This window comes from Halomonas sp. KM007 (genome assembly GCF_050709225.1).
In the GTDB taxonomy this organism is placed as follows: Bacteria; Pseudomonadota; Gammaproteobacteria; order Pseudomonadales; family Halomonadaceae; genus Vreelandella; species Vreelandella hamiltonii.
The window spans coordinates 453150-471750 of record NZ_CP136131.1 but is presented as its reverse complement, the minus strand read 5'-3'; the positions used below and the strand labels follow the sequence as shown (position 1 = coordinate 471750).

Here is an 18601-nt window from a genome sequence, read left to right as displayed (position 1 = left end):
GAGCGACTCTCCGTTTGGTGCAAGTGCAATAAGCATGCCACTAAATAAAATGTCTTCGTGGGCCATTATTTAAAGGCGGAAGTCGGCGCCCAGGTAGACGTCGCGCACCTTCTGGTTATTGAGAATTTCCTGGGGGTTTCCACTGGCTATGATGTGTCCGTCGCCAACAATATAGGCAATATCGCAGATATCCAGGGTTTCACGCACGTTGTGGTCGGTAATCAGCACGCCAATATGGCGCTTCTTGAGCGCGCGTATGATCGACTTGATATCGCCCACGGAAATGGGGTCGACGCCAGCAAAAGGTTCGTCCAGTAGAATGAAGGCGGGCTCGGTGGCCAGCGAGCGGGCAATTTCCACCCGTCGCCGCTCGCCGCCCGACAGGCTCATGCCCAGGTTGTCGCGAATATGGGTGATGTGGAAGTCTTCCAGCAGGGATTCGAGCTTCGCTTCTCGGCTATTGCGGTCCAGCTCCCGGCGCGTTTCCAGAATGGCCATGATGTTGTCGGCCACCGACAGCTTGCGAAAGATCGATGCTTCCTGGGGCAGGTAGCCGATACCCGCCAGCGCGCGTTCATGCATGGGCGCCCGGGTCAGGTCGAGATCGTCGATGCCCACCTTGCCAGCATCGGATTTCACCAGGCCGACGATCATGTAGAACGAGGTGGTCTTGCCCGCGCCGTTAGGGCCCAGCAGGCCCACCACGCTGCCCTGGGCAATTTCCAGATTGATATCCTTGACCACGCGGCGGCGTTTGTAGCTCTTGGCCAGATGCTGTGCATGGAGTGTCTTGACCGCTGCGGTGTCGGGGGTCATCGCTGTCACGGGGCGTCCTCTCGCTATTGTTCGGGCTGCAGGGTCATGCGGATGCGCTGTGGCGAACTGCCGCTGACATCAGAGCGCGCTTGCACCACCCCGCGGTCGATGAAGTATTCGAGCCGTCCCCCCTGGAAACGATCCCCTTGCTGGGTCAGTTCGGCTTGGTCGATGAGCTCGACGCGGCGTTCGGACACGTGGTAGACGATGCGGCGCGCCCAGCCTTCCATGGGCGTCGTCTGGTCTTCCAGTTGATTGCGCAGGTAGGCACGCTCGCCCGTGGCGACGGCCCGGGAGAGTTCGCCGGCCTGGTTGCGGTGAATTTCGACACGCTCTCCCCGCAGCTGCATTTCACCCTGACGAATATCGACATTGCCAGAGTAAACCGCCGTGCCCGCGCGCTGGTCCAAGTCCAGGCGGTCGGCCTCTACTTCGATAGGGGCTTGTTGTTGAGCAGTAGCAGGCAGCGCGCCTACGACTACCATGGGAACGGCAAGGGCGAGCAGTGCCGTACGAAGCAGGGCGTTCATGGCGACTCCTGAGAAGAGTGGGGGGCGGGCGGATGCACGCCGCGCACGTTATTGATCAAGCTGACACGACTATCGTCCAGCCAGACATCCATACGGGATGCCTCGATACGTTGGGGCGGCTGCTGCAGCACTACGGGGGTATCGCTCCAGGCATGACGTGCCAGGCCATCATAATGCAGCAGGTCGGTATCCAGCTGCCAGCCTTCGTCTGGTGCCAATAGCCGTGCCGATCCGGCCAGCGTCAGCGCCTGGGTGTCCGTGTTCAGGGTACCGGTATCGGCAACCGCCAACCACTCACGCTGTTCACTATCGAACAGCGTGGCGCGCGGTGACGTGACGTTGGTCATCGCCGCTTGCGGGGTATGTACCAGTCGCGGCGCGACCAGCGACTGTTGCAGAGTGCCATCTTCACCAAACAGAGTGATCTCGGCATTCTCCAGCACGTGTCCGGGCTCCTGAGCCTGAGCCTCAGGATCTACCTCGCGCTGCTGGGGCGCGCGGGGGTCCAGCCAAACCAGCAGTCCCCCCAGGGTGATGACCAGCCCCGTCAGCCAGACGCGCTTTTTCACCCTGATGCCCATTCAGGTGGAGCCGTGTAGGTAAGTGTCGAGCACGGCGTCCCAGTGCCCCTGGCTGGTCAGCAGCGTGTCGCAAATTTCGCGAACGGCGCCATGTCCGCCCAGACGGTCGGTAATCCAGTCGGCGTGGGTATGCATGTAGTCCGGTGCGTTGGGGACGGTGATGCCGATGCCCGAGCGTTTGATCGGCGCCAGGTCCGGGAGGTCATCGCCGCAGAAGGCGACCTGCTCCAGGGTGATACCGAGCCGCTGGCAGAGCCCACGCAGGGTGGCGAGCTTGTCTTCACAGCCTTGATGAACATGGCTGATGCCCAGCGCTGCGGCGCGCTGGCTCACCATGGGCGAGTCACGGCCGGTAATCAGCGCGACATGGATGCCGACGCGCTTGAGCAGCTTCAAGCCGTGGCCATCCTGGGTATGAAAGGCCTTGATTTCGACGCCGTCGGCCTGGAAGTAAAGGCGACCATCGGTCAGTACGCCGTCTACGTCCAGGGCCAGCAGTTTTACACGGCGTATACGATCTAAAAGTGCGTCAGGTAGGGCCATAGAGCCTCCGTATCATCCATCATTGGATCATGGGTTAGATAACGCCGCTTGCCAGCAGGTCATGCATGTGCAGCGCGCCAATCGGGCGCTGCTGTTCATCGACCACGGCCAGCGCCGTGATACGACTATCTTCCATTATACGCACGGCTTCGGCTGCCAGGACGTCGGGGCCGATGCGTTTGCCGGGCCGCGTCATGACGTCGTCTACCTTGACGTCACGCAGGTCGTGAAACTGGTCCAGCGTGCGGCGCAGGTCGCCGTCGGTATAGACCCCGGCCAGCCGACCCTCATTGTCGATGACACAGGTAAAGCCGAGCCCCTGGCGCGTAATTTCCAGCAGAGCATCGCGCAGCGGGCTGCCCAGCGCCACCCGAGGCAGCCGCGCGCCGTCGTGCATCAGGTCGCGTACCCTTAGCAGCAGGCGTTTGCCCAGGCTGCCGCCGGGGTGTGACAGGGCGAAGTCTTCGGCTGTGAAGCCACGTGCTTCCAGCAGTGCGACGGCCAGCGCGTCACCCAGCGCAAGCGCTGCCGTCGTCGAGCTGGTGGGGGCCAGATCCAGTGGGCAGGCTTCTCGCTCGACGCCGCTGTCCAGGTGGGCCTCGGCATGGCGTGCCAGGGTGGAGTCCGGGCGCCCCGTCATGCTGATCAAGGGGGTTCCCAGGCGTTTGAGCAGCGGTAGCAGGGCGGTGACTTCGGCGGTTTCACCTGAGTTCGACAGGGCCAGCACCACATCGCCCCGGGTAATCATGCCGAGGTCGCCGTGGCTGGCTTCACCGGGGTGAACGAAGAACGCGGGCGTGCCGGTACTGGCCAGGGTGGCTGCCAGCTTGCCGGCGATATGGCCGGATTTGCCCATGCCGGTCACCACCACACGACCCTTGCAAGCCAGGATCAGCTGGCAGGCGCGGTCGAAGCTCTCGTCCAGCTTGGCTTGCAGGCCGCCAATCGCGGCTTGCTCTATCTGCAGTGTCCGCAGTGCGCTTTCACGCAGTGAGCTGGGTGGGGTGGGGGGCTGGGGCATGGTCGGTCTCGTTCTCGTCATCACGGTTGATAGCCTTCAAGAATAACATCTTGCGGCGGCTTTTAGCCAAACCACTGGCAGGCCGTGGCCAGCAGGCAAGGTGCGCGTGGCTGTTCCTGTGGGTAGCGTTAGGATACGATGTTCGATAATATTTCGAAAACACTGTTTTTTAAACCGCCGGGGTGGGCCTGAAAGGCCTGCACTGGCGAGCAAGCGAGGGGTGTGATGCCCATGACGGATATGCCCTTTATCCAGGTGGAAGATGTGTACTTTTCCCGCGGCGACCACGATATCTTTCGTGGCGTGAGCATGAGCATTCCGCGTGGCAAAGTCACTGCTATCATGGGGCCCAGCGGAACCGGCAAGACCACCCTGTTGAAATTGATCGGTGGGCAGCTGGTGCCTGATCGGGGGCGCGTGCTGATTGATGGGCAGGATGTGCATCGGCTGTCTCGCAAGGCGCTGTTTGCGCTGCGCAAACGAATGGGCATGCTGTTTCAGAGTGGCGCGCTGTTTTCCGATCTGGATGTCTTCGAGAACGTGGCTTTTCCACTACGCGTGCATACCGACCTGCCCGATACCATGATTCGTGACCTGGTGTTGATGAAGCTGCAGGCCGTGGGCCTGCGCGGCGCGCGGCACCTGTCGCCCGCCGAGCTTTCGGGGGGCATGGCCCGCCGGGTGGCGCTGGCGCGGGCCGTGGCGCTGGACCCGGAGCTGATTCTCTATGATGAGCCCTTTGTGGGCCAGGACCCTATTTCCATGGGCGTACTGGTGCAGCTTATCAAGCGCTTGAACCAGGCCATGTCGCTGACCTCTGTAGTGGTTTCCCATGACATCAAGGAGACCTTGAGCATTGCCGACTACCTCTACCTGATCGCCGATGGCCAGGTGGTGGCGCATGGCACGCCGGCGTCGCTGGATGTCAACGAGGACCCCAGAGTCAGTCAGTTCATGCATGGTGAGCCGGACGGCCCTGTGCCGTTTCACTATCCTGGCAACACCCTTTACCGAGACATTCTCGGTCACGATCCAGCAAGCGGGGCAGGGTAAATGCAGTCAAGACTCTTACAGTGGGTAGCGCCCATCACGCGATTGGGGCGCAAGGGATGCGAGATGGTCGAAGCGCTGGGGCGCGCGGCCGTTTTTCTGGCGCAGTCGGCGGTGGGCGTGCCCTCCCGTGAAGGGTGGGCTCTGTGGCTTCGTCAAATGCATTTTGTCGGCGTGCTTTCTCTGGCTATCGTGCTGGTGTCCGGGCTGTTCATCGGCATGGTGCTGGCGCTTCAGGGCTACACCATTCTGGTGGACTTTGGTGCCGAGCAGGCGTTGGGGCAGATGGTGGCGCTGTCGTTGCTGCGGGAGCTGGCGCCGGTGGTGGCAGCGCTGCTTTTTGCAGGGCGGGCTGGTTCGGCGTTGACCGCCGAAATTGGTTTGATGAAGGCCACCGAACAGTTGACCAGCATGGAAATGATTGGCGTCGACCCGCTGCGTCGCGTAGTGGCCCCGAGGCTTTGGGCCGGGTTCGTGGCGCTGCCGATTCTCACCGTGGGATTCAGTGTGGTGGGTATCTGGGGCGGCTATCTGGTGGGCGTCGAGTGGCTGGGCGTTTTCGAAGGCTCTTACTGGAGCAACATGCAGTCCAGCGTCTCGTTCATCAACGATGTCGGTAACGGCATGATCAAGAGCCTGGTGTTTGCCCTGGTGGTGACCTGGATCGCCGTGTTCCAGGGCTATGATCTGATTCCCACGTCCGAAGGCATTTCTCGGGCGACCACTCGTACGGTGGTGTACTCATCGCTGGCGGTGCTGGGGCTGGATTTCGTTTTAACCGCCGTCATGTTCGGCGGCCTTCAATAGCTGGGGTGGTGTCATGAAGCGCAGTAAAACCATGGAGTTTGGCGTTGGCCTGTTCATGTTGGCGGGGATCATCGGCCTGGTCTTTCTGGGGCTGAGAGTCAGCGGTTTGACGCTTTCGGGCGCGTCTGACACGTTCCGTCTGGAAGCCAACTTCTCCAATATCGGCGGCCTCAAGCCGCGTGCCCGCGTCACCATGGCGGGCGTGACCGTTGGACGTGTCGAGGCCATCGAGCTGGACCGAGAGTGGTACGACGCACGCGTGGTACTGAGCCTGAACAGTGACCTGGAAGGCCAGCTTTCCCAGGATACCACGGCGGCCATTCTGACGGCGGGGCTGCTGGGCGAGCAGTACATTGGTCTGAGTGTGGGCGGCGCCCCGGAGGTGCTACAGGATGGTGACACGATTCGCGATACGCAATCCGCGCTGGTGTTGGAAGAACTTATTCAGCAGTTCGTGTCCAATATGGTCAGCAACTAAGCGTCAATGGTGATGGTGCCAGATTATAGAGGTGTAACGATGCAGAAAATGACAGTGATTTTTTCCCGGTGGGTTGCCCTTGCCATGCTGTTGATGGCCTTGCCTGCCTTGGCCAAGGCGCAATCTCAATCGCCCGAACAGATGATTCGCAACAACATCGACGAATTCATGGCGCAAATCGAAGGGCGTGAAGACTATTACGCCAATAACCTCGATGAGCTGAAGGCACTGGTCAACGATAGCCTGGATGATATTGCCGATTTCCGTTACATCGGCGCCAGCGTCATGGGCAGTTACTTCCGCAACGCTACGCCAGAGCAGCGCAGCCGCTTTGCGGATGTCTTCCGCCAGACGCTGATCGATACCTACACGCGTGGTCTGGTGACCTTCGACTACGATGAGCTGCGTGTGTTGAGTCAGCAGCGTGCCCAGCGTCACGAAGATCAAGCCAGCGTCGATATGGAAGTGGTGGCCAACAACGGCCAGGTCTACCCGGTCACCTACAGCCTGCGGCTGGCCAATGGTGAGTGGCGTGTGGTCAACGTGATCGTCAATGGCATCAACCTGGGTCTCACGTTCCGCAATCAGTTCGATCAGGCCATGCGTGAAAACAATCGCGATTACGATGCGGTCATTCGTGGCTGGTCGCCGGACATCGGCGTCGAAGAGCTGGAGCAAGGGGGCGATGCGTGAGCACGCTGCTCGACCGCCCGAATGTCTCGCTGGCCGAGCAACCGGATGGGTTGGTGGTGTCCGGTGACTTGAGCATGAACGCCGCCGCCGATGTGGCGGCGGCGGGGGTAAGCTGGCTGCGAACCACCCGTTCCACGTCGGTTCAGTTCGACTTCAGCGGTGTCGATGTTGCCAGTAGCGCTGCCTTGAGCGTGATGTTCGAGTGGCTGCGAGCGAGCCAGGCCAGGCAGTTGCCGGTGAGCGCGATCGTGCTATCGCCGCCGCTCCAGCGTCTGGCGACGCTGGCAGAGCTGGAGCCCTTGATAGCTCAGCACAGCCCCGTGCAGTAATCCTTCTCCATAAAGCAGCCTGCGGGCTGCTATCTTCTCTTTGGCATGCCGCCAGCATCGCCAAGCGTGATGCTTTTCTTTATCATGTGGCTTTTCCGCACATTCTTTTCGACCCCAAAGGAGTTTCCTGGCTTATGCAACCCAACGAGGTCAAAGCACTGCTTGAATCCCGCATCGATGGGTGTGAGTTTCACATCCAGGGAGAAGGCTGCAATTTTCAGGTTATTGCGGTTGGCGAAGCCTTTGAAGGTCTTTCACCCGTAAAGCGCCAGCAACTGGTCTACGCCGCGCTGAGTGATGAAATCGCGTCCGGTGCCCTCCACGCTATCAGCATCAAAACGTTTACCCCGACGCAGTGGCAAACTGCATCGCAAAGCGCTGAGTAACGGCCTGCCCATGGATAAGCTGATTATTACCGGCAACGGTTGCGTTGACGGAGAAGTGTGGGCCAGTGGCGCCAAGAACGCGGCGCTGCCCATTCTGTGTGCCAGCCTGTTGGCCGATGGCCCCGTCGTGATCGGCAATTTGCCGCACTTGCAGGATATCACCACGACGCTGGAGCTGTTGGGCCGGATGGGCGTCGAGCCCGTCATGGGCGAGAAGCTGAGCATTCAGTTGGATGGCTCTCAAGTGACCCAGTGCCATGCGCCTTACGAGCTGGTCAAGAAAATGCGCGCCTCGATCCTGGTGCTGGGCCCGTTGTTGGCGCACTTCGGCAAGGCCGACGTCTCGCTGCCTGGCGGGTGTGCGATTGGTTCGCGCCCGGTGGATCTGCATCTGCGTGGTCTGGAGGCCATGGGTGCCGAAATCCACGTGGAAGCGGGCTATATTCGTGCGCGCGTAGATGGACGCCTCAAGGGTGCCACGATCTTCTTCGATACGGTGACCGTGACAGGCACCGAGAACCTGCTGATGGCCGCGACCCTGGCCGATGGCCGTACCATTCTTGAAAATGCTGCTCGTGAGCCCGAGGTCGTGGACCTTGCCGAGTGCCTGATCAGGATGGGCGCGAAGATCAAGGGGCATGGCACCGATACCATCATCATCGATGGGGTGCCTTCCCTGCACGGCTGTGAACACGATGTGATGCCGGACCGTATCGAAACCGGAACGTTTCTGGTGGCGGCTGCCATGACCGGTGGGCGTGTCAAGGTCAAGCACACTCGCGCCGATATCCTCGAAGCGGTGTTGGCCAAGCTGGAAGAGGCCGGTGCCGAGATCACCAGTGGTGATGACTGGATCGCGCTGGATATGCACGGCAAGCGCCCCAAGGCCGTCAACATCCGCACGGCGCCGTATCCGGCATTTCCCACCGACATGCAGGCGCAGTTCGTGGCCATGAACGCGGTGGCAGAAGGGCACTCGCGTGTCGTGGAAACGATCTTCGAGAACCGCTTCATGCATGTGCAGGAGCTCAATCGCATGGGCGCCAATATCGTGCTGGAAGGTAACGCTGCGCTCATCCAGGGCGTCGACAAGCTGTCCGGTGCACCGGTCATGGCGACGGACCTGCGTGCCTCGGCGTCTCTGGTGATTGCGGCCATGATGGCCGAAGGCGAGACGCTGGTGGATCGTATTTATCATATCGATCGCGGTTATGAGTGTATCGAGGAAAAACTTCAGCTGCTGGGGGCGAAGATTCGTCGCATTCCTGGCTAAGCCATGTGACCAACCATTGGCCTTACATCATGAGTAAGCAATTGATCCTGGCCCTTTCGAAAGGGCGTATTCTGGACGAAACGCTGCCGCTGTTGGCAGATGCGGGCATAACGCCCGCAGAAGATTTGAGCAAGAGTCGCAAGCTGCTGTTCGATACCAACCTGCCGGATGTGAAGCTGGTCATCATTCGCGCCACCGATGTGCCTACCTATGTGCAGTTAGGAGCTGCCGATGTGGGCGTGGCGGGCAAGGATGTGCTGCTGGAGCACGGTGCCGATGGGCTGTACGAGCCGCTGGATCTGGACATTGCTCGCTGCAAGCTGATGACGGCAGGCGTGACCGGGCAACCACCGGCACGAGCTCGTCGCCGGGTGGCGACCAAGTTCGTCAACGTGGCGCGCCGCTACTACGCCGAGCAGGGCATTCAGGCAGAGGTGATCAAGCTGTACGGCGCCATGGAGCTGGCGCCGTTGATGAACCTCGCCGATGAAATCGTCGATATCGTCGATACCGGCAATACGCTGCGTGCCAATGGCATGGAGCCAAGGGAATTGATTGCCCATATCAGTACCCGTCTGGTGGTCAACAAGGCGGCCATGACCATGAAGCATGATCGTATCAAGCCGCTGTTGGCGCGTTTGGAAAGTGCCGTAAAGCAACGTCAATTGCAGCCTGCCGAATGACACGAGGTTTGCCATGAGTGAGACAACCACTGCCACCATTGCTCGGCTCTCTACCACTGGGCCGGGCTTTCATCGTCAGCTGGATACGCTGCTGGACTGGGAGGGCGTGTCCGATAGCGCCGTGCAGGCCCGTGTCGATGAAATAGTGGCGGACGTCAAACAGCGCGGTGATCAGGCCGTCATCGATGCCACCAACCGCTTCGATCGGCTGGCCGTCGATTCCATGGAGCAATTGCGCCTGTCGCCCGAGCAGTTGAAAACGGCGTATGAGGGGCTGCCGTCGGAACAGCGTGAAGCGCTGGCCGTTGCAGCGGAGCGCATTCGTCGCTACCACGAGCGGCAGAAGCCGGAGTCCTGGCAGTATCAAGAGGCCGATGGCACGGTGCTGGGGCAAAAGGTGACGCCACTGGACCGCGCTGGTATCTATGTGCCGGGCGGCAAGGCGGCCTATCCTTCTTCGGTGCTGATGAATGCGATACCCGCCCACGTGGCTGGCGTGCGTGAGATCGTCATGGTGGTGCCGACCCCTGACGGCGTGCTGAACGATCTGGTGCTGGCGGCGGCACACTTGGCCGGTGTCGATCATGTCTTCACCATCGGTGGGGCGCAGGCCGTTGCAGCATTGGCTTATGGCACCCAGAGCGTACCCCGTGTCGACAAGATCGTGGGCCCTGGCAACATTTACGTGGCCACCGCCAAGCGTGCGGTATTCGGGCAGGTAGGCATCGACATGATTGCCGGGCCGTCAGAAATCATGGTGGTCTCCGATGGACAGACCGACCCTGATTGGTTGGCCATGGATCTATTCTCCCAGGCCGAGCATGATGAAGATGCCCAGGCGATTCTGGTCAGTTGGGACGCCGAGCACCTGGATGCCGTCGCGGCTTCCATCGAACGACTGCTGCCTACGCTGGAGCGCGAGGAGATTGCGCGTGCTTCGCTCAAGCGCCGGGGGGCGCTGATTCTCTGTCAGCACCCGGCTGACGCCGTCGAGATGATCAATCGCATAGCGCCGGAGCACCTGGAGCTCTCCGTGGCCGAGCCCGAGGTGTGGCTAGAGGAGATCCGCCATGCAGGCGCCATCTTCATGGGGCGTCATACGTCGGAGGCCTTGGGCGACTACTGCGCGGGTCCCAATCACGTGCTGCCGACGTCCGGCACGGCGCGTTTCTCGTCACCGCTGGGGGTTTATGACTTCCAGAAGCGCTCTTCGATCATTCACTGCTCTCCTGAAGGAGCGTCCGAACTGGGCAAAGTGGCGTCGATCCTCGCCCGAGGCGAATACCTGACGGCGCATGCACGCTCAGCCGAGTATCGTATTCGCAGCAAGTGAGGTATGGGTCGAGCGGCTTCAGGAGCCGCTCTGCCGATCTTCGGACGTCGCATTGGTGGGCACGGGGCGCTCGCCCACTTCCAGGGTGACTTCCATGCGCTCACCGCTGCGCACGATGGTCAGGGGAAGCTTGGTGCCCGGTGGGATAGAGGCAATCTCGCTCATGGTGGCACGAGCGTCCATGATGACCTGGTCGTCGATGGAAAGCAGCACATCGCCGGGCTGCAGCCCTGCCTCTGCTGCTGGCCCACCGCTGACCACGCCAGCCACGATGACGCCTTGGGGAGTGCGTAACCCAAACGAGGCGGCCAGTTCCCGCGATAACGCCTGAGCCTCGATGCCTAGCCAGCCGCGAATCACCCGGCCGCGGGTGACCAGTTCGTCGAGGATGCTGTGGGCAAGGTTGGCCGGAATGGCGAAACCGATGCCCTGTGAGCCTCCCGAGCGTGAAAAGATCGCCGTATTGATGCCCACCAGTGCGCCGTCAGGATTGACCAGCGCTCCGCCCGAGTTGCCCGGGTTGATGGCCGCGTCGGTTTGAATGAAATCTTCGTAGGCATTCAGCCCCAGGTGGCTGCGCCCCGTGGCGCTGATGATCCCCATGGTCACTGTCTGGCCAACCCCAAAGGGGTTGCCTATTGCCAGTGCCACATCGCCCACGGCCACCTCTTTCGAATCGGCCAGCTCGATCACGGGCAGGTTGTCCAGTTGAATGCGCAACACTGCCAGATCGCTTTCCGGGTCGGTGCCAATCACTTGGGCCAGGGTTTCTCGGCCATCGCGCAGCGCCACTTGTATCTGGTCGGCCCCGCTGATCACGTGGTGGTTGGTGAGCACGTAACCATCGTCGCTGACAATGACGCCAGAGCCCAGGCTGGAGAGCATGCGTTGATGGGTCGTCGCATCGTCGCCGCTGAAGAACTGCTGGAAGAATGGATCGGACATCAGCGGGTGCTGGTCCCGTGACACGATGCGCGACGAATAGATGTTGACCACCGCTGGCGCGGCCTGATTGACAGCGTTGGCGTAGCTGGCCGGACCCTGGCTGCGAGAGAGCGGTGCTGCCTGACGGATATCTGGGGCAGGGCGGTTGGCCGTTGGTTGGTTGCCAGTCGCGACCAGTGCGGGCTGTGGCTCGACGGTGGTGGGCGTCGCCTGACGAAACGGGTTGGGAATCTGCTGGGGGAAGGCCAGCAGAATGACTGCGGCCAGCAGAAGGCCCGTGGTAATGGGCCAGAGATAGGGCAGCACAAAGCGGTGCATGCAAGCATTCCTCAGCGGATGGCGGTCTTCAGCAGGTCGCGAGGTTCGCGATAACGTGCAGCGAGTTTACAATAGACGATATGGTAACACTTTACGCTGCGCTTCCCCACGGGGCAGCGGCAACTATTAAGGAGTCCGCGTGAACCATCGTGATCAACTCGTCGCTGCTTGTGACCACCAGCTCCGCGCTGGCCAATTCAAGGATTACACTATCAATGGCCTGCAAGTCGAAGGGCGGGAGGAAGTGCGGCGGGTCATGACCGGCGTGACGGCGTGCCAGGCGCTGCTCGATGAGGCGGTGGCCTGGCAGGCAGATATGGTGCTGGTTCATCACGGCTATTTCTGGAAGAACGAGCCAGTGGCGATTACCGGGATGAAGCAGAAGCGCATCAAGACGCTGATGGCCCACGATATGAGTTTGCTGGCGTATCACTTGCCTCTGGATGCCCATGCGGAGTTGGGCAATAACGCCGAATTGGCGCGGCGCCTGGGATGGAAGGTAGAGGGATGTCTGGACGGCGAGCTGGGCGAAGGATTGCTGTGGTCGGGGCGATTGGTGACACCTCAACCTCTGGCCGCGTTGGCGGAGCAGTTGAGCCATACCCTACAGCGTCAGGCGCTGGTCGTCGAGGCGCCGCTGGCGGGGCCAGTGGAGCGAATTGCCTGGTGTACCGGTGGGGCGCAGGACATGATCACGGCTGCCCACGAAGCAGGTGCTCAAGTATTCGTGTCAGGAGAGATTTCCGAGCGTACCACGCACCTGGCGCGCGAGCTGGGTATTCACTACATAGCGGCTGGGCACCATGCCACCGAGCGTTATGGGGTGCAGGCGCTGGGTGATTGGCTGTCTAGCCAGTTCGATGTCGAGCATCGTTTCGTGGATATCGACAACCCGGCCTGACTCGGAGAAAAGTGCACGCTGCCAGGGCGCTCAAAGGCGCCCTGGCGTGCGTAGATCAGTAGCGTGGGGGTTGCGCAAGCGTATCGCTGTCCGATTTCTGATGCTCTTTCAATCCGAACCCTTCGGAGAGCGTGCCGTTCTTGCCAGCGGCGTAATCGCGGGGCATGGCAAGGTCGGCATCGTTTTCTGCCGTGGCCGCTGCTTTATGATGGGAGGCCTTGACGCTGGTGAGCTGCCATTGAGCCGCCTCGTCGGCGATCTGCGCTTCGATCTGATTTGTCTCTTGGCGGATGCTGTCAAGGCGTTGCTGAATGCCGGTCAGGCTGCTGCCCATGGCTTTTTTCAGTTCCGCAATCTTGTGCTCGCGCTCCAGCAGCGTTTGCTTCAGCGCAGCCGTGTCTCTCTCGCTCTTGCTGAACAGGCGATAGCAGGCAAGGCCAATGAGAAAGCCAACGATGAGACCTACAACGGCAAAGGTGATTGGCGAGCTTGCTTCCACGGTATTCTCCCTAATAATGATGCGCGCCATGTCATCGATGGCATGGCGTCGCCGATCGCACAGCTGCATGGACGGACCCATTATAGGCGCGTCACGGCTGGTCGGGTCAATCCGCTCATGCGCTTAGCGTTCAACCCGCGTATAATTAGGCTCTTTTTATCGGTCAGGCCAGTGCTCGGCGTGCGTGCCATTGTGCGCCGAAGCAGGCGCTTGACTACGCGCTGCGGGAGCATCTTCATGTCATCAGTATCTGCACGCCAGGCGTCTGAACACCCCCGTCGCCTGACGCCACTGGAGCGTTACCAACAGGATTTGACGCGCAGTGACTTTCAATACGACCCGGCTCAGGAGCAGGCGGTCAAGCATCTTCAGCGCCTTTACGATGATCTGTTGTCGGCTTCCACGACCGTACCCAAGGCTGTGGTCGCAAGCAAAGGGTTGAAGGCGAAGATGGCAGGCCTGCTGGGCAAGCGCAGTGAGCCGGGCAAGCCCCCGGTGCCCCAGGTGAAGGGTCTCTACTTTTGGGGTGGGGTCGGGCGCGGCAAGACCTACCTGGTGGATACGTTTTATGACGCCTTGCCCTTTCCCGAAAAAATGCGCACGCACTTTCATCGGTTCATGCAGCGGGTGCATAACGAGTTGAGGCACTACAAGGGTGAGAAAAACCCGCTGACGCTGATTGCCGGCAAGTTTGCAACCGAGGCTCGGGTCATCTGTTTCGACGAGTTTTTCGTCAAGGACATCACGGATGCCATGATTCTGGCCAATCTCATGGAGGCGCTGTTCGAGCGTGGTGTCGTGCTGGTGGCGACCTCCAATATCATCCCTGATGAGCTCTACAAGGATGGCCTGCAGCGCGCTCGGTTCCTGTCTGCCATCGAGCTGGTCAATCGCCACTGTGACGTCGTGAATGTGGACTCGGGGATCGATTATCGGTTGCGGGCGCTGGAGCGTGCGGAAATTTTCCATGCGCCGCTGGATGAGGCTGCTGACAAGGAGCTGGCGCGCAGCTTCAAGGAGATTGCCGGCCAGGCAGGAGAAGAGGGCGCGCCGCTGGAAATCAACCGCCGTGTGCTGAAAACGCGTCGACTGCATGAGGATGTCGTCTGGTTCGAATTTGCCGAACTGTGTGACGGGCCGCGTAGCCAGAACGACTATATCGAGCTTGCTCGAGAGTTTCATACCGTGCTGGTGGCCAATGTGCCGCGCATGGATGCCAAGCGCGACGATCAAGCGCGCCGCTTCATCAATATGGTGGACGAGTTTTATGATCGGGGCGTCAAGCTCTTGATGTCGGCAGAAGTGCCCGTCGAGTCGCTTTACAGTGACGGCAAGCTGACCTTCGAATTTCAGCGGACGCTGTCTCGCTTGCAGGAGATGCAGTCGCGGGAGTATCTGGCGCTGCCGCATAAACCCTGAGCGCCTCTGTAGCCTGGGTGCGATGCCAAGGGCGTGCGAGAAAAGTGAAGATGGCACTTAACTTGTCCGCTCACTTACTGTAGAATGCCGCCTCGCTGTACGTTGCAGTCTTTTTCTGGCTGCAACCAAAAAGAATAGGGATGGTGCTTCGCTATCAAGTGGCGCAAGTTACCCAACACACTTAATCTGGTGATTTCATCCATGAAGACGTTCAGTGCTAAGCCGCAGTCCGTCCAGCGCGACTGGTATGTTGTCGACGCTACGGACAAAACGCTCGGTCGTCTGGCAACCGAGATTGCTCGCCGCCTGCGTGGCAAGCATAAGCCCGAATTTACCCCTCACGTTGATACCGGCGACTACATCGTTGTCATCAATGCCGAGAAAGTCCAGGTGACCGGTAACAAGGCGAAGGCCAAGACCTACTATCGCCACACTGGTTACCCGGGCGGTCTCCGCTCCATGACCTTCGACAAGATGCTGGACCACGCTCCCGAGCGCATCATCGAGTCTGCTGTCAAGGGCATGCTGCCGAAAGGCCCGCTGGGTCGCGCCATGTATTCCAAGTTGAAAGTGTACGCAGGTGCCGAGCATCCGCATGCTGCCCAGCAGCCGCTTGAACTGAACATCTGAGGACATCTTCGCCATGACACAGCAGTATTACGGTACCGGGCGCCGCAAGACTTCCACCGCTCGTGTGTTCCTGAAGCCGGGCTCCGGCAAAATCACTGTCAACAACCGTGAACTCGACGAGTACTTCGGTCGCGTTACCGGCCGCATGGTTGTTCGTCAGCCCCTCGAGCTGACCGAGACCCTGAACCAGTTCGACGTGTATGTGACCGTCGAAGGTGGTGGTGGTTCTTCACAGGCTGGTGCTATCCGTCACGGCATCACGCGTGCCCTGATGAACTACAACGAAGACCTGCGCCCGACCCTGCGCGCTGCTGGCTACGTCACCCGTGACGCACGTCAGGTAGAGCGTAAGAAAGTCGGCCTGCGCAAGGCGCGTCGTCGTCCGCAGTTCTCCAAGCGTTAATTTTACGCTATGCGGCAAAAACGCCCAGGTCCAAGACCTGGGCGTTTTTTATTGGAATATCAAAAAACTATAGTACCTGTACCACCATGGTCCGGGGCGGTTGTTCTTGTGCAGAGCGCTTTGTTTTTTTAACATAGGGCGTATTTGATATTCGTCGCCGCAAGACGCCTTTGCGGCGAAACGGGTAAGCTGATGGGAGAAACCAGAAATGGCAGATAACGGCGTAAACAAAGGCCGGCGCCGTTTCCTCGTGGGCGCCACCTCCGTTGTGGGGGCGGTGGGCGCTGTCGGGGTTGCGGTCCCCTTTGTGGCATCCTGGCAGCCTAGTGCCAGTGCGTTGGCGGCCGGTGCGCCGGTTCGAGCTAACTTTTCCAAGCTCGAACCGGGGCAGCGTGTCACCATCGAGTGGCGTGGGCGGCCGGTATGGATCATCAACCGTACGCCTGAGATGGTCGAGCGTACAGAGAGCCTGGATCCGTCTCGCTTGCGGGATCCAGAGTCCACGGAGCAGCAGCAGCCTGCCTACATCACTGGCCCGTTGCGCTCTGTGCGCCCCGAGGTCGGTGTCATAGTTGGCGTGTGCACCCACCTGGGTTGCTCTCCGTTGTACCGTCCCGAGCCTGAGGCCGCAGTCACAGACAACTGGCCGGGCGGTTTCTTCTGTCCTTGCCATGGCTCGTACTTCGATCTCGCCGGACGCGTCTTCAATAACGTACCTGCACCCTCCAACCTTGAAGTGCCGCCCTATCGTTTCGAGGGTGAGGACATCATCGTTGGTGAAGACGAGGAGGCCGCGTAATGGGTAATCCTAATCGAGTCAAGGCTGAACGCGGCATCATGCGCTGGGTGGACGACCGCTTCCCCGCAACGCAAATGATGCAAGACCACCTCACCAAGTACTACGCTCCGAAGAACTTCAACTTCCTCTACATCTTTGGTGTATTGGCGTTGCTGGTGCTGGTCAACCAGATTCTGACCGGTGTCTGGCTGACCATGAGCTACAACCCCACGTCGGAAGGCGCTTTCCGCTCTGTGGAATACATCATGCGTGACGTCGAGTACGGCTGGATCATCCGCTATATGCACTCGACAGGCGCCTCTGCCTTCTTTGTCGTCATTTACATGCATATGTTCCGTGCATTGATGTACGGATCATACAAGGCCCCGCGCGAGCTGGTCTGGATCTTCGGCATGGCCATCTATCTGCTGCTGATGGCAGAGGCCTTCATGGGTTATCTGTTGCCCTGGGGTCAGATGTCCTACTGGGGTGCTCAGGTCATCATCTCGCTGTTCGCGACCATCCCTGGTATCGGCCCGGATCTGGCGCAGTGGATTCGTGGTGACTTCCTGATTTCTGGAATCACGCTGAACCGCTTCTTTGCCCTGCACGTGGTGGCGCTGCCTATCGTGATCCTGGCACTGGTGGTGCTGCATATCATTGCACTGCACGAAGTCGGCTCCAATAACCCAGATGGCATCGAGATCAAGGAAAAGAAAGACGAAACCGGCAAACCGCTGGACGGCATTCCTTTCCATCCGTACTACACCGTGAAGGATCTGGTGGGTGTGGCGGTCTTCCTGTTCGTTTTTGCGGTGGTGCTGTTCTACTTCCCGGAAGGGGGTGGTTACTTCATCGAGCGTCCCAACTTCGAGCCTGCCAACCCGATGGTAACGCCTGATCACATTGCGCCGGTGTGGTACTTCACGCCGTTCTATGCCATCTTGCGGGCCATTACCTTCGACTTCCTGGGATTGCGTGCCGAGTTCCTGGGCGTGCTGGCCATGGGTGGCGCTATCGCCATTCTGTTCGTACTGCCCTGGTTGGATCGTAGTCCGGTCAAGTCCATGCGTTACAAAGGCTGGTTGTCGCGTATTGCGCTCATCATCTTTGCGATCAGCTTTGTGATCCTGGGTGTTCTGGGTGCCATTCCGGCGACTCCGCTGCGTACGCTGGTTGCCCAGATCTGTACGGTGCTCTACTTCGCCTTCTTCATTCTGATGCCGGTGTATACCAGTATCGAGAAGACTAAACCCGTTCCTGAAAGGGTGACTGGCTAATGAAAAAGCAACTGTTCGCACTGCTGTTCGCGCTGCTGCCTTTTATGGCGGTCGCAGCGCCAGGGCCCGATGTGCCTTACTCCATGACGCCGGATCTGCGTGATCAGGAGTCTCTGCAGCGTGGTATGCAGCTCTACGTCAACTACTGCATGGGATGTCACTCGCTGGAGCATCAGCGCTTCTCCCGTGCAGCAAATGATCTGGGCATGCCGCAGGACCTGGTCGAAGAGAACCTGATTTTCTCTTCATCGCTGGGTTACAACGACCTGATGCACATCGCCATGCTGCCGGAAGATGGTGAAAGCTGGTTCGGCGCTGCGCCGCCTGATCTGACGCTGCATGGTCGTCTGCGTGGTCCCGATTGGATCTACTCCTACCTGCTGAGCTTCTACCGTGACCCGAGCCGTCCACTGGGCGTCAATAACGCGGTATTTGATCTGGTAGCCATGCCCAACGTGCTGGAGCCGCTGCAGGGTGTTCAGGAGATGGTCTGCTCGGAAACCGACCAGCCGATAGCAGGGCAGTCGCCCGACCCGCTGTCTGGCAAGTACCAGTCTTGTGAAGTGCTGCAAGTCACTCAGCCGGGTTCCATGGAGCCTGCCGAGTTCGAGGAAGCCGTCTATGACCTGACCAACTTCCTGGCCTACGTCGGTGAGCCTTCCAAGCTGCAGGCTCAGGCACTGGCGCCCAAGGTGCTGATCTTCATCTTTATCTTTGGTGTGATCGCCTACCTGCTCAAGCGTGAGTACTGGCGGGATGTTCACTAAGCATTAGCCTATGCTTGGTGGGCGGGGCGCACGGCGAAAGCCGTGCGCCCTTTGTTTGTTTATGTGCCCCCAGGGGCTTTGCGTCGCTTTACCATAAAAGGCGGCGGGCGTGTTACTATCGTCTATTGTTTTGATGCG

At 59.9% G+C, this 18601-nt stretch carries 23 protein-coding genes; 16 read left to right on the top strand and 7 right to left on the bottom strand.

Going from position 1 to position 18601, the window contains the following annotated elements:
* Nucleotides 1-69: 69 nt before the first annotated feature.
* The 5 genes from lptB to RVM27_RS02280 are packed head-to-tail and all read right to left on the bottom strand — an operon-like array spanning nt 70 to nt 3491.
* The gene (lptB, locus tag RVM27_RS02300) at nt 70-816 is read right to left on the bottom strand and encodes an LPS export ABC transporter ATP-binding protein (protein WP_016913481.1); all 747 of its coding nucleotides are present in this window, start codon (nt 814-816) and stop codon (nt 70-72) included.
* 23 nt (nt 817-839) lie between these two features.
* A complete protein-coding gene (lptA, locus tag RVM27_RS02295) occupies nt 840-1346 on the bottom strand; it encodes a lipopolysaccharide transport periplasmic protein LptA (RefSeq protein WP_016913482.1) in 507 nt (168 codons plus the stop codon).
* A complete protein-coding gene (lptC, locus tag RVM27_RS02290; protein ID WP_016913483.1) occupies nt 1343-1927 on the bottom strand; it encodes an LPS export ABC transporter periplasmic protein LptC in 585 nt (194 codons plus the stop codon). Before lptC ends, lptA begins: the two co-directional genes overlap by 4 nt.
* Complete coding sequence (locus RVM27_RS02285; protein WP_016913484.1) at nt 1928-2470, bottom strand: KdsC family phosphatase; 543 nt, start codon at nt 2468-2470, stop codon at nt 1928-1930.
* 34 nt (nt 2471-2504) lie between these two features.
* Nucleotides 2505-3491, bottom strand: a complete 987-nt coding sequence (locus RVM27_RS02280; RefSeq protein WP_498957251.1) for a KpsF/GutQ family sugar-phosphate isomerase — start codon at nt 3489-3491, stop codon at nt 2505-2507.
* A gap of 231 nt (nt 3492-3722) precedes the next feature.
* On the opposite strand from RVM27_RS02280, the gene RVM27_RS02275 reads away from it, so the two are divergent.
* The 9 genes from RVM27_RS02275 to hisD all read left to right on the top strand — a co-directional run bounded on the left by RVM27_RS02275 (nt 3723) and on the right by hisD (nt 10523).
* Nucleotides 3723-4544, top strand: coding sequence for an ABC transporter ATP-binding protein (locus RVM27_RS02275; protein ID WP_040460708.1), 822 nt, complete (start codon nt 3723-3725; stop codon nt 4542-4544).
* Nucleotides 4545-5348: a lipid asymmetry maintenance ABC transporter permease subunit MlaE gene (mlaE, locus tag RVM27_RS02270; protein ID WP_039177449.1), complete on the top strand. Its 804-nt coding sequence runs from the start codon at nt 4545-4547 to the stop codon at nt 5346-5348.
* A 13-nt stretch (nt 5349-5361) separates the two neighbouring features.
* Nucleotides 5362-5826 carry an outer membrane lipid asymmetry maintenance protein MlaD gene (gene mlaD, locus RVM27_RS02265; protein ID WP_016913488.1) on the top strand — a complete coding sequence of 155 codons (465 nt, stop codon included), beginning with the start codon at nt 5362-5364 and terminating at the stop codon, nt 5824-5826.
* Between the two features lie 39 nt (nt 5827-5865).
* Entirely contained in the window at nt 5866-6519 is a 654-nt protein-coding gene (locus RVM27_RS02260) for an MlaC/ttg2D family ABC transporter substrate-binding protein (RefSeq protein WP_016913489.1), read from the top strand.
* Nucleotides 6516-6848 (top strand): STAS domain-containing protein, encoded by a 333-nt coding sequence (locus RVM27_RS02255; protein WP_016913490.1) that lies wholly within the window; start codon nt 6516-6518, stop codon nt 6846-6848. Before RVM27_RS02260 ends, RVM27_RS02255 begins: the two co-directional genes overlap by 4 nt.
* A gap of 134 nt (nt 6849-6982) precedes the next feature.
* Complete coding sequence (locus RVM27_RS02250) at nt 6983-7234, top strand: BolA family protein (RefSeq protein WP_016913491.1); 252 nt, start codon at nt 6983-6985, stop codon at nt 7232-7234.
* Between the two features lie 10 nt (nt 7235-7244).
* Nucleotides 7245-8507 (top strand): UDP-N-acetylglucosamine 1-carboxyvinyltransferase, encoded by a 1263-nt coding sequence (murA, locus tag RVM27_RS02245; protein WP_498941002.1) that lies wholly within the window; start codon nt 7245-7247, stop codon nt 8505-8507.
* A gap of 29 nt (nt 8508-8536) precedes the next feature.
* On the top strand, nt 8537-9190 hold the full coding sequence (gene hisG / locus RVM27_RS02240) for an ATP phosphoribosyltransferase (protein WP_193461182.1): 654 nt from the start codon (nt 8537-8539) through the stop codon (nt 9188-9190).
* Nucleotides 9191-9203: 13 nt separating this feature from the next.
* Nucleotides 9204-10523 carry a histidinol dehydrogenase gene (gene hisD, locus RVM27_RS02235; RefSeq protein ID WP_498957250.1) on the top strand — a complete coding sequence of 440 codons (1320 nt, stop codon included), beginning with the start codon at nt 9204-9206 and terminating at the stop codon, nt 10521-10523.
* A gap of 18 nt (nt 10524-10541) precedes the next feature.
* Here hisD and RVM27_RS02230 read toward each other — a convergent pair whose 3' ends face one another.
* Nucleotides 10542-11786, bottom strand: coding sequence for a S1C family serine protease (locus RVM27_RS02230; protein WP_096923169.1), 1245 nt, complete (start codon nt 11784-11786; stop codon nt 10542-10544).
* Between the two features lie 139 nt (nt 11787-11925).
* Between RVM27_RS02230 and RVM27_RS02225 the strand changes: the two genes are divergently transcribed.
* Nucleotides 11926-12687 carry a Nif3-like dinuclear metal center hexameric protein gene (locus RVM27_RS02225; protein ID WP_498941010.1) on the top strand — a complete coding sequence of 254 codons (762 nt, stop codon included), beginning with the start codon at nt 11926-11928 and terminating at the stop codon, nt 12685-12687.
* A gap of 55 nt (nt 12688-12742) precedes the next feature.
* Here RVM27_RS02225 and RVM27_RS02220 read toward each other — a convergent pair whose 3' ends face one another.
* Nucleotides 12743-13255, bottom strand: coding sequence for a Z-ring associated ZapG family protein (locus RVM27_RS02220; RefSeq protein ID WP_498957249.1), 513 nt, complete (start codon nt 13253-13255; stop codon nt 12743-12745).
* A gap of 168 nt (nt 13256-13423) precedes the next feature.
* Here RVM27_RS02220 and zapE point away from each other — a divergent pair, with 168 nt between their 5' ends.
* The 6 genes from zapE to RVM27_RS02190 all read left to right on the top strand — a co-directional run bounded on the left by zapE (nt 13424) and on the right by RVM27_RS02190 (nt 18463).
* Nucleotides 13424-14605, top strand: coding sequence for a cell division protein ZapE (gene zapE, locus RVM27_RS02215; protein WP_287805410.1), 1182 nt, complete (start codon nt 13424-13426; stop codon nt 14603-14605).
* A gap of 201 nt (nt 14606-14806) precedes the next feature.
* The gene (gene rplM, locus RVM27_RS02210; protein ID WP_016913499.1) at nt 14807-15235 is read left to right on the top strand and encodes a 50S ribosomal protein L13; all 429 of its coding nucleotides are present in this window, start codon (nt 14807-14809) and stop codon (nt 15233-15235) included.
* 13 nt (nt 15236-15248) lie between these two features.
* Nucleotides 15249-15638, top strand: a complete 390-nt coding sequence (gene rpsI / locus RVM27_RS02205; RefSeq protein WP_016913500.1) for a 30S ribosomal protein S9 — start codon at nt 15249-15251, stop codon at nt 15636-15638.
* 208 nt (nt 15639-15846) lie between these two features.
* On the top strand, nt 15847-16437 hold the full coding sequence (gene petA, locus RVM27_RS02200) for a ubiquinol-cytochrome c reductase iron-sulfur subunit (protein ID WP_287805414.1): 591 nt from the start codon (nt 15847-15849) through the stop codon (nt 16435-16437).
* Nucleotides 16437-17696 (top strand): cytochrome b, encoded by a 1260-nt coding sequence (locus RVM27_RS02195; protein ID WP_039177421.1) that lies wholly within the window; start codon nt 16437-16439, stop codon nt 17694-17696. Before petA ends, RVM27_RS02195 begins: the two co-directional genes overlap by 1 nt.
* Nucleotides 17696-18463, top strand: coding sequence for a cytochrome c1 (locus tag RVM27_RS02190; protein ID WP_498957248.1), 768 nt, complete (start codon nt 17696-17698; stop codon nt 18461-18463). Before RVM27_RS02195 ends, RVM27_RS02190 begins: the two co-directional genes overlap by 1 nt.
* The last annotated feature ends 138 nt before the right edge of the window (nt 18464-18601 follow it).

Coding starts and splice junctions, on each gene's coding strand:
- lptB (WP_016913481.1), bottom strand. CDS start 816: ATGACCCCCGACACCGCAGCGGTCAAGACACTCCATGCACAGCATCTG.
- lptA (WP_016913482.1), bottom strand. CDS start 1,346: ATGAACGCCCTGCTTCGTACGGCACTGCTCGCCCTTGCCGTTCCCATG.
- lptC (WP_016913483.1), bottom strand. CDS start 1,927: ATGGGCATCAGGGTGAAAAAGCGCGTCTGGCTGACGGGGCTGGTCATC.
- RVM27_RS02285 (WP_016913484.1), bottom strand. CDS start 2,470: ATGGCCCTACCTGACGCACTTTTAGATCGTATACGCCGTGTAAAACTG.
- RVM27_RS02280 (WP_498957251.1), bottom strand. CDS start 3,491: ATGCCCCAGCCCCCCACCCCACCCAGCTCACTGCGTGAAAGCGCACTG.
- RVM27_RS02275 (WP_040460708.1), top strand. CDS start 3,723: ATGACGGATATGCCCTTTATCCAGGTGGAAGATGTGTACTTTTCCCGC.
- mlaE (WP_039177449.1), top strand. CDS start 4,545: ATGCAGTCAAGACTCTTACAGTGGGTAGCGCCCATCACGCGATTGGGG.
- mlaD (WP_016913488.1), top strand. CDS start 5,362: ATGAAGCGCAGTAAAACCATGGAGTTTGGCGTTGGCCTGTTCATGTTG.
- RVM27_RS02260 (WP_016913489.1), top strand. CDS start 5,866: ATGCAGAAAATGACAGTGATTTTTTCCCGGTGGGTTGCCCTTGCCATG.
- RVM27_RS02250 (WP_016913491.1), top strand. CDS start 6,983: ATGCAACCCAACGAGGTCAAAGCACTGCTTGAATCCCGCATCGATGGG.
- murA (WP_498941002.1), top strand. CDS start 7,245: ATGGATAAGCTGATTATTACCGGCAACGGTTGCGTTGACGGAGAAGTG.
- hisG (WP_193461182.1), top strand. CDS start 8,537: ATGAGTAAGCAATTGATCCTGGCCCTTTCGAAAGGGCGTATTCTGGAC.
- hisD (WP_498957250.1), top strand. CDS start 9,204: ATGAGTGAGACAACCACTGCCACCATTGCTCGGCTCTCTACCACTGGG.
- RVM27_RS02230 (WP_096923169.1), bottom strand. CDS start 11,786: ATGCACCGCTTTGTGCTGCCCTATCTCTGGCCCATTACCACGGGCCTT.
- RVM27_RS02220 (WP_498957249.1), bottom strand. CDS start 13,255: ATGCAGCTGTGCGATCGGCGACGCCATGCCATCGATGACATGGCGCGC.
- zapE (WP_287805410.1), top strand. CDS start 13,424: ATGTCATCAGTATCTGCACGCCAGGCGTCTGAACACCCCCGTCGCCTG.
- rplM (WP_016913499.1), top strand. CDS start 14,807: ATGAAGACGTTCAGTGCTAAGCCGCAGTCCGTCCAGCGCGACTGGTAT.
- rpsI (WP_016913500.1), top strand. CDS start 15,249: ATGACACAGCAGTATTACGGTACCGGGCGCCGCAAGACTTCCACCGCT.
- petA (WP_287805414.1), top strand. CDS start 15,847: ATGGCAGATAACGGCGTAAACAAAGGCCGGCGCCGTTTCCTCGTGGGC.
- RVM27_RS02195 (WP_039177421.1), top strand. CDS start 16,437: ATGGGTAATCCTAATCGAGTCAAGGCTGAACGCGGCATCATGCGCTGG.
- RVM27_RS02190 (WP_498957248.1), top strand. CDS start 17,696: ATGAAAAAGCAACTGTTCGCACTGCTGTTCGCGCTGCTGCCTTTTATG.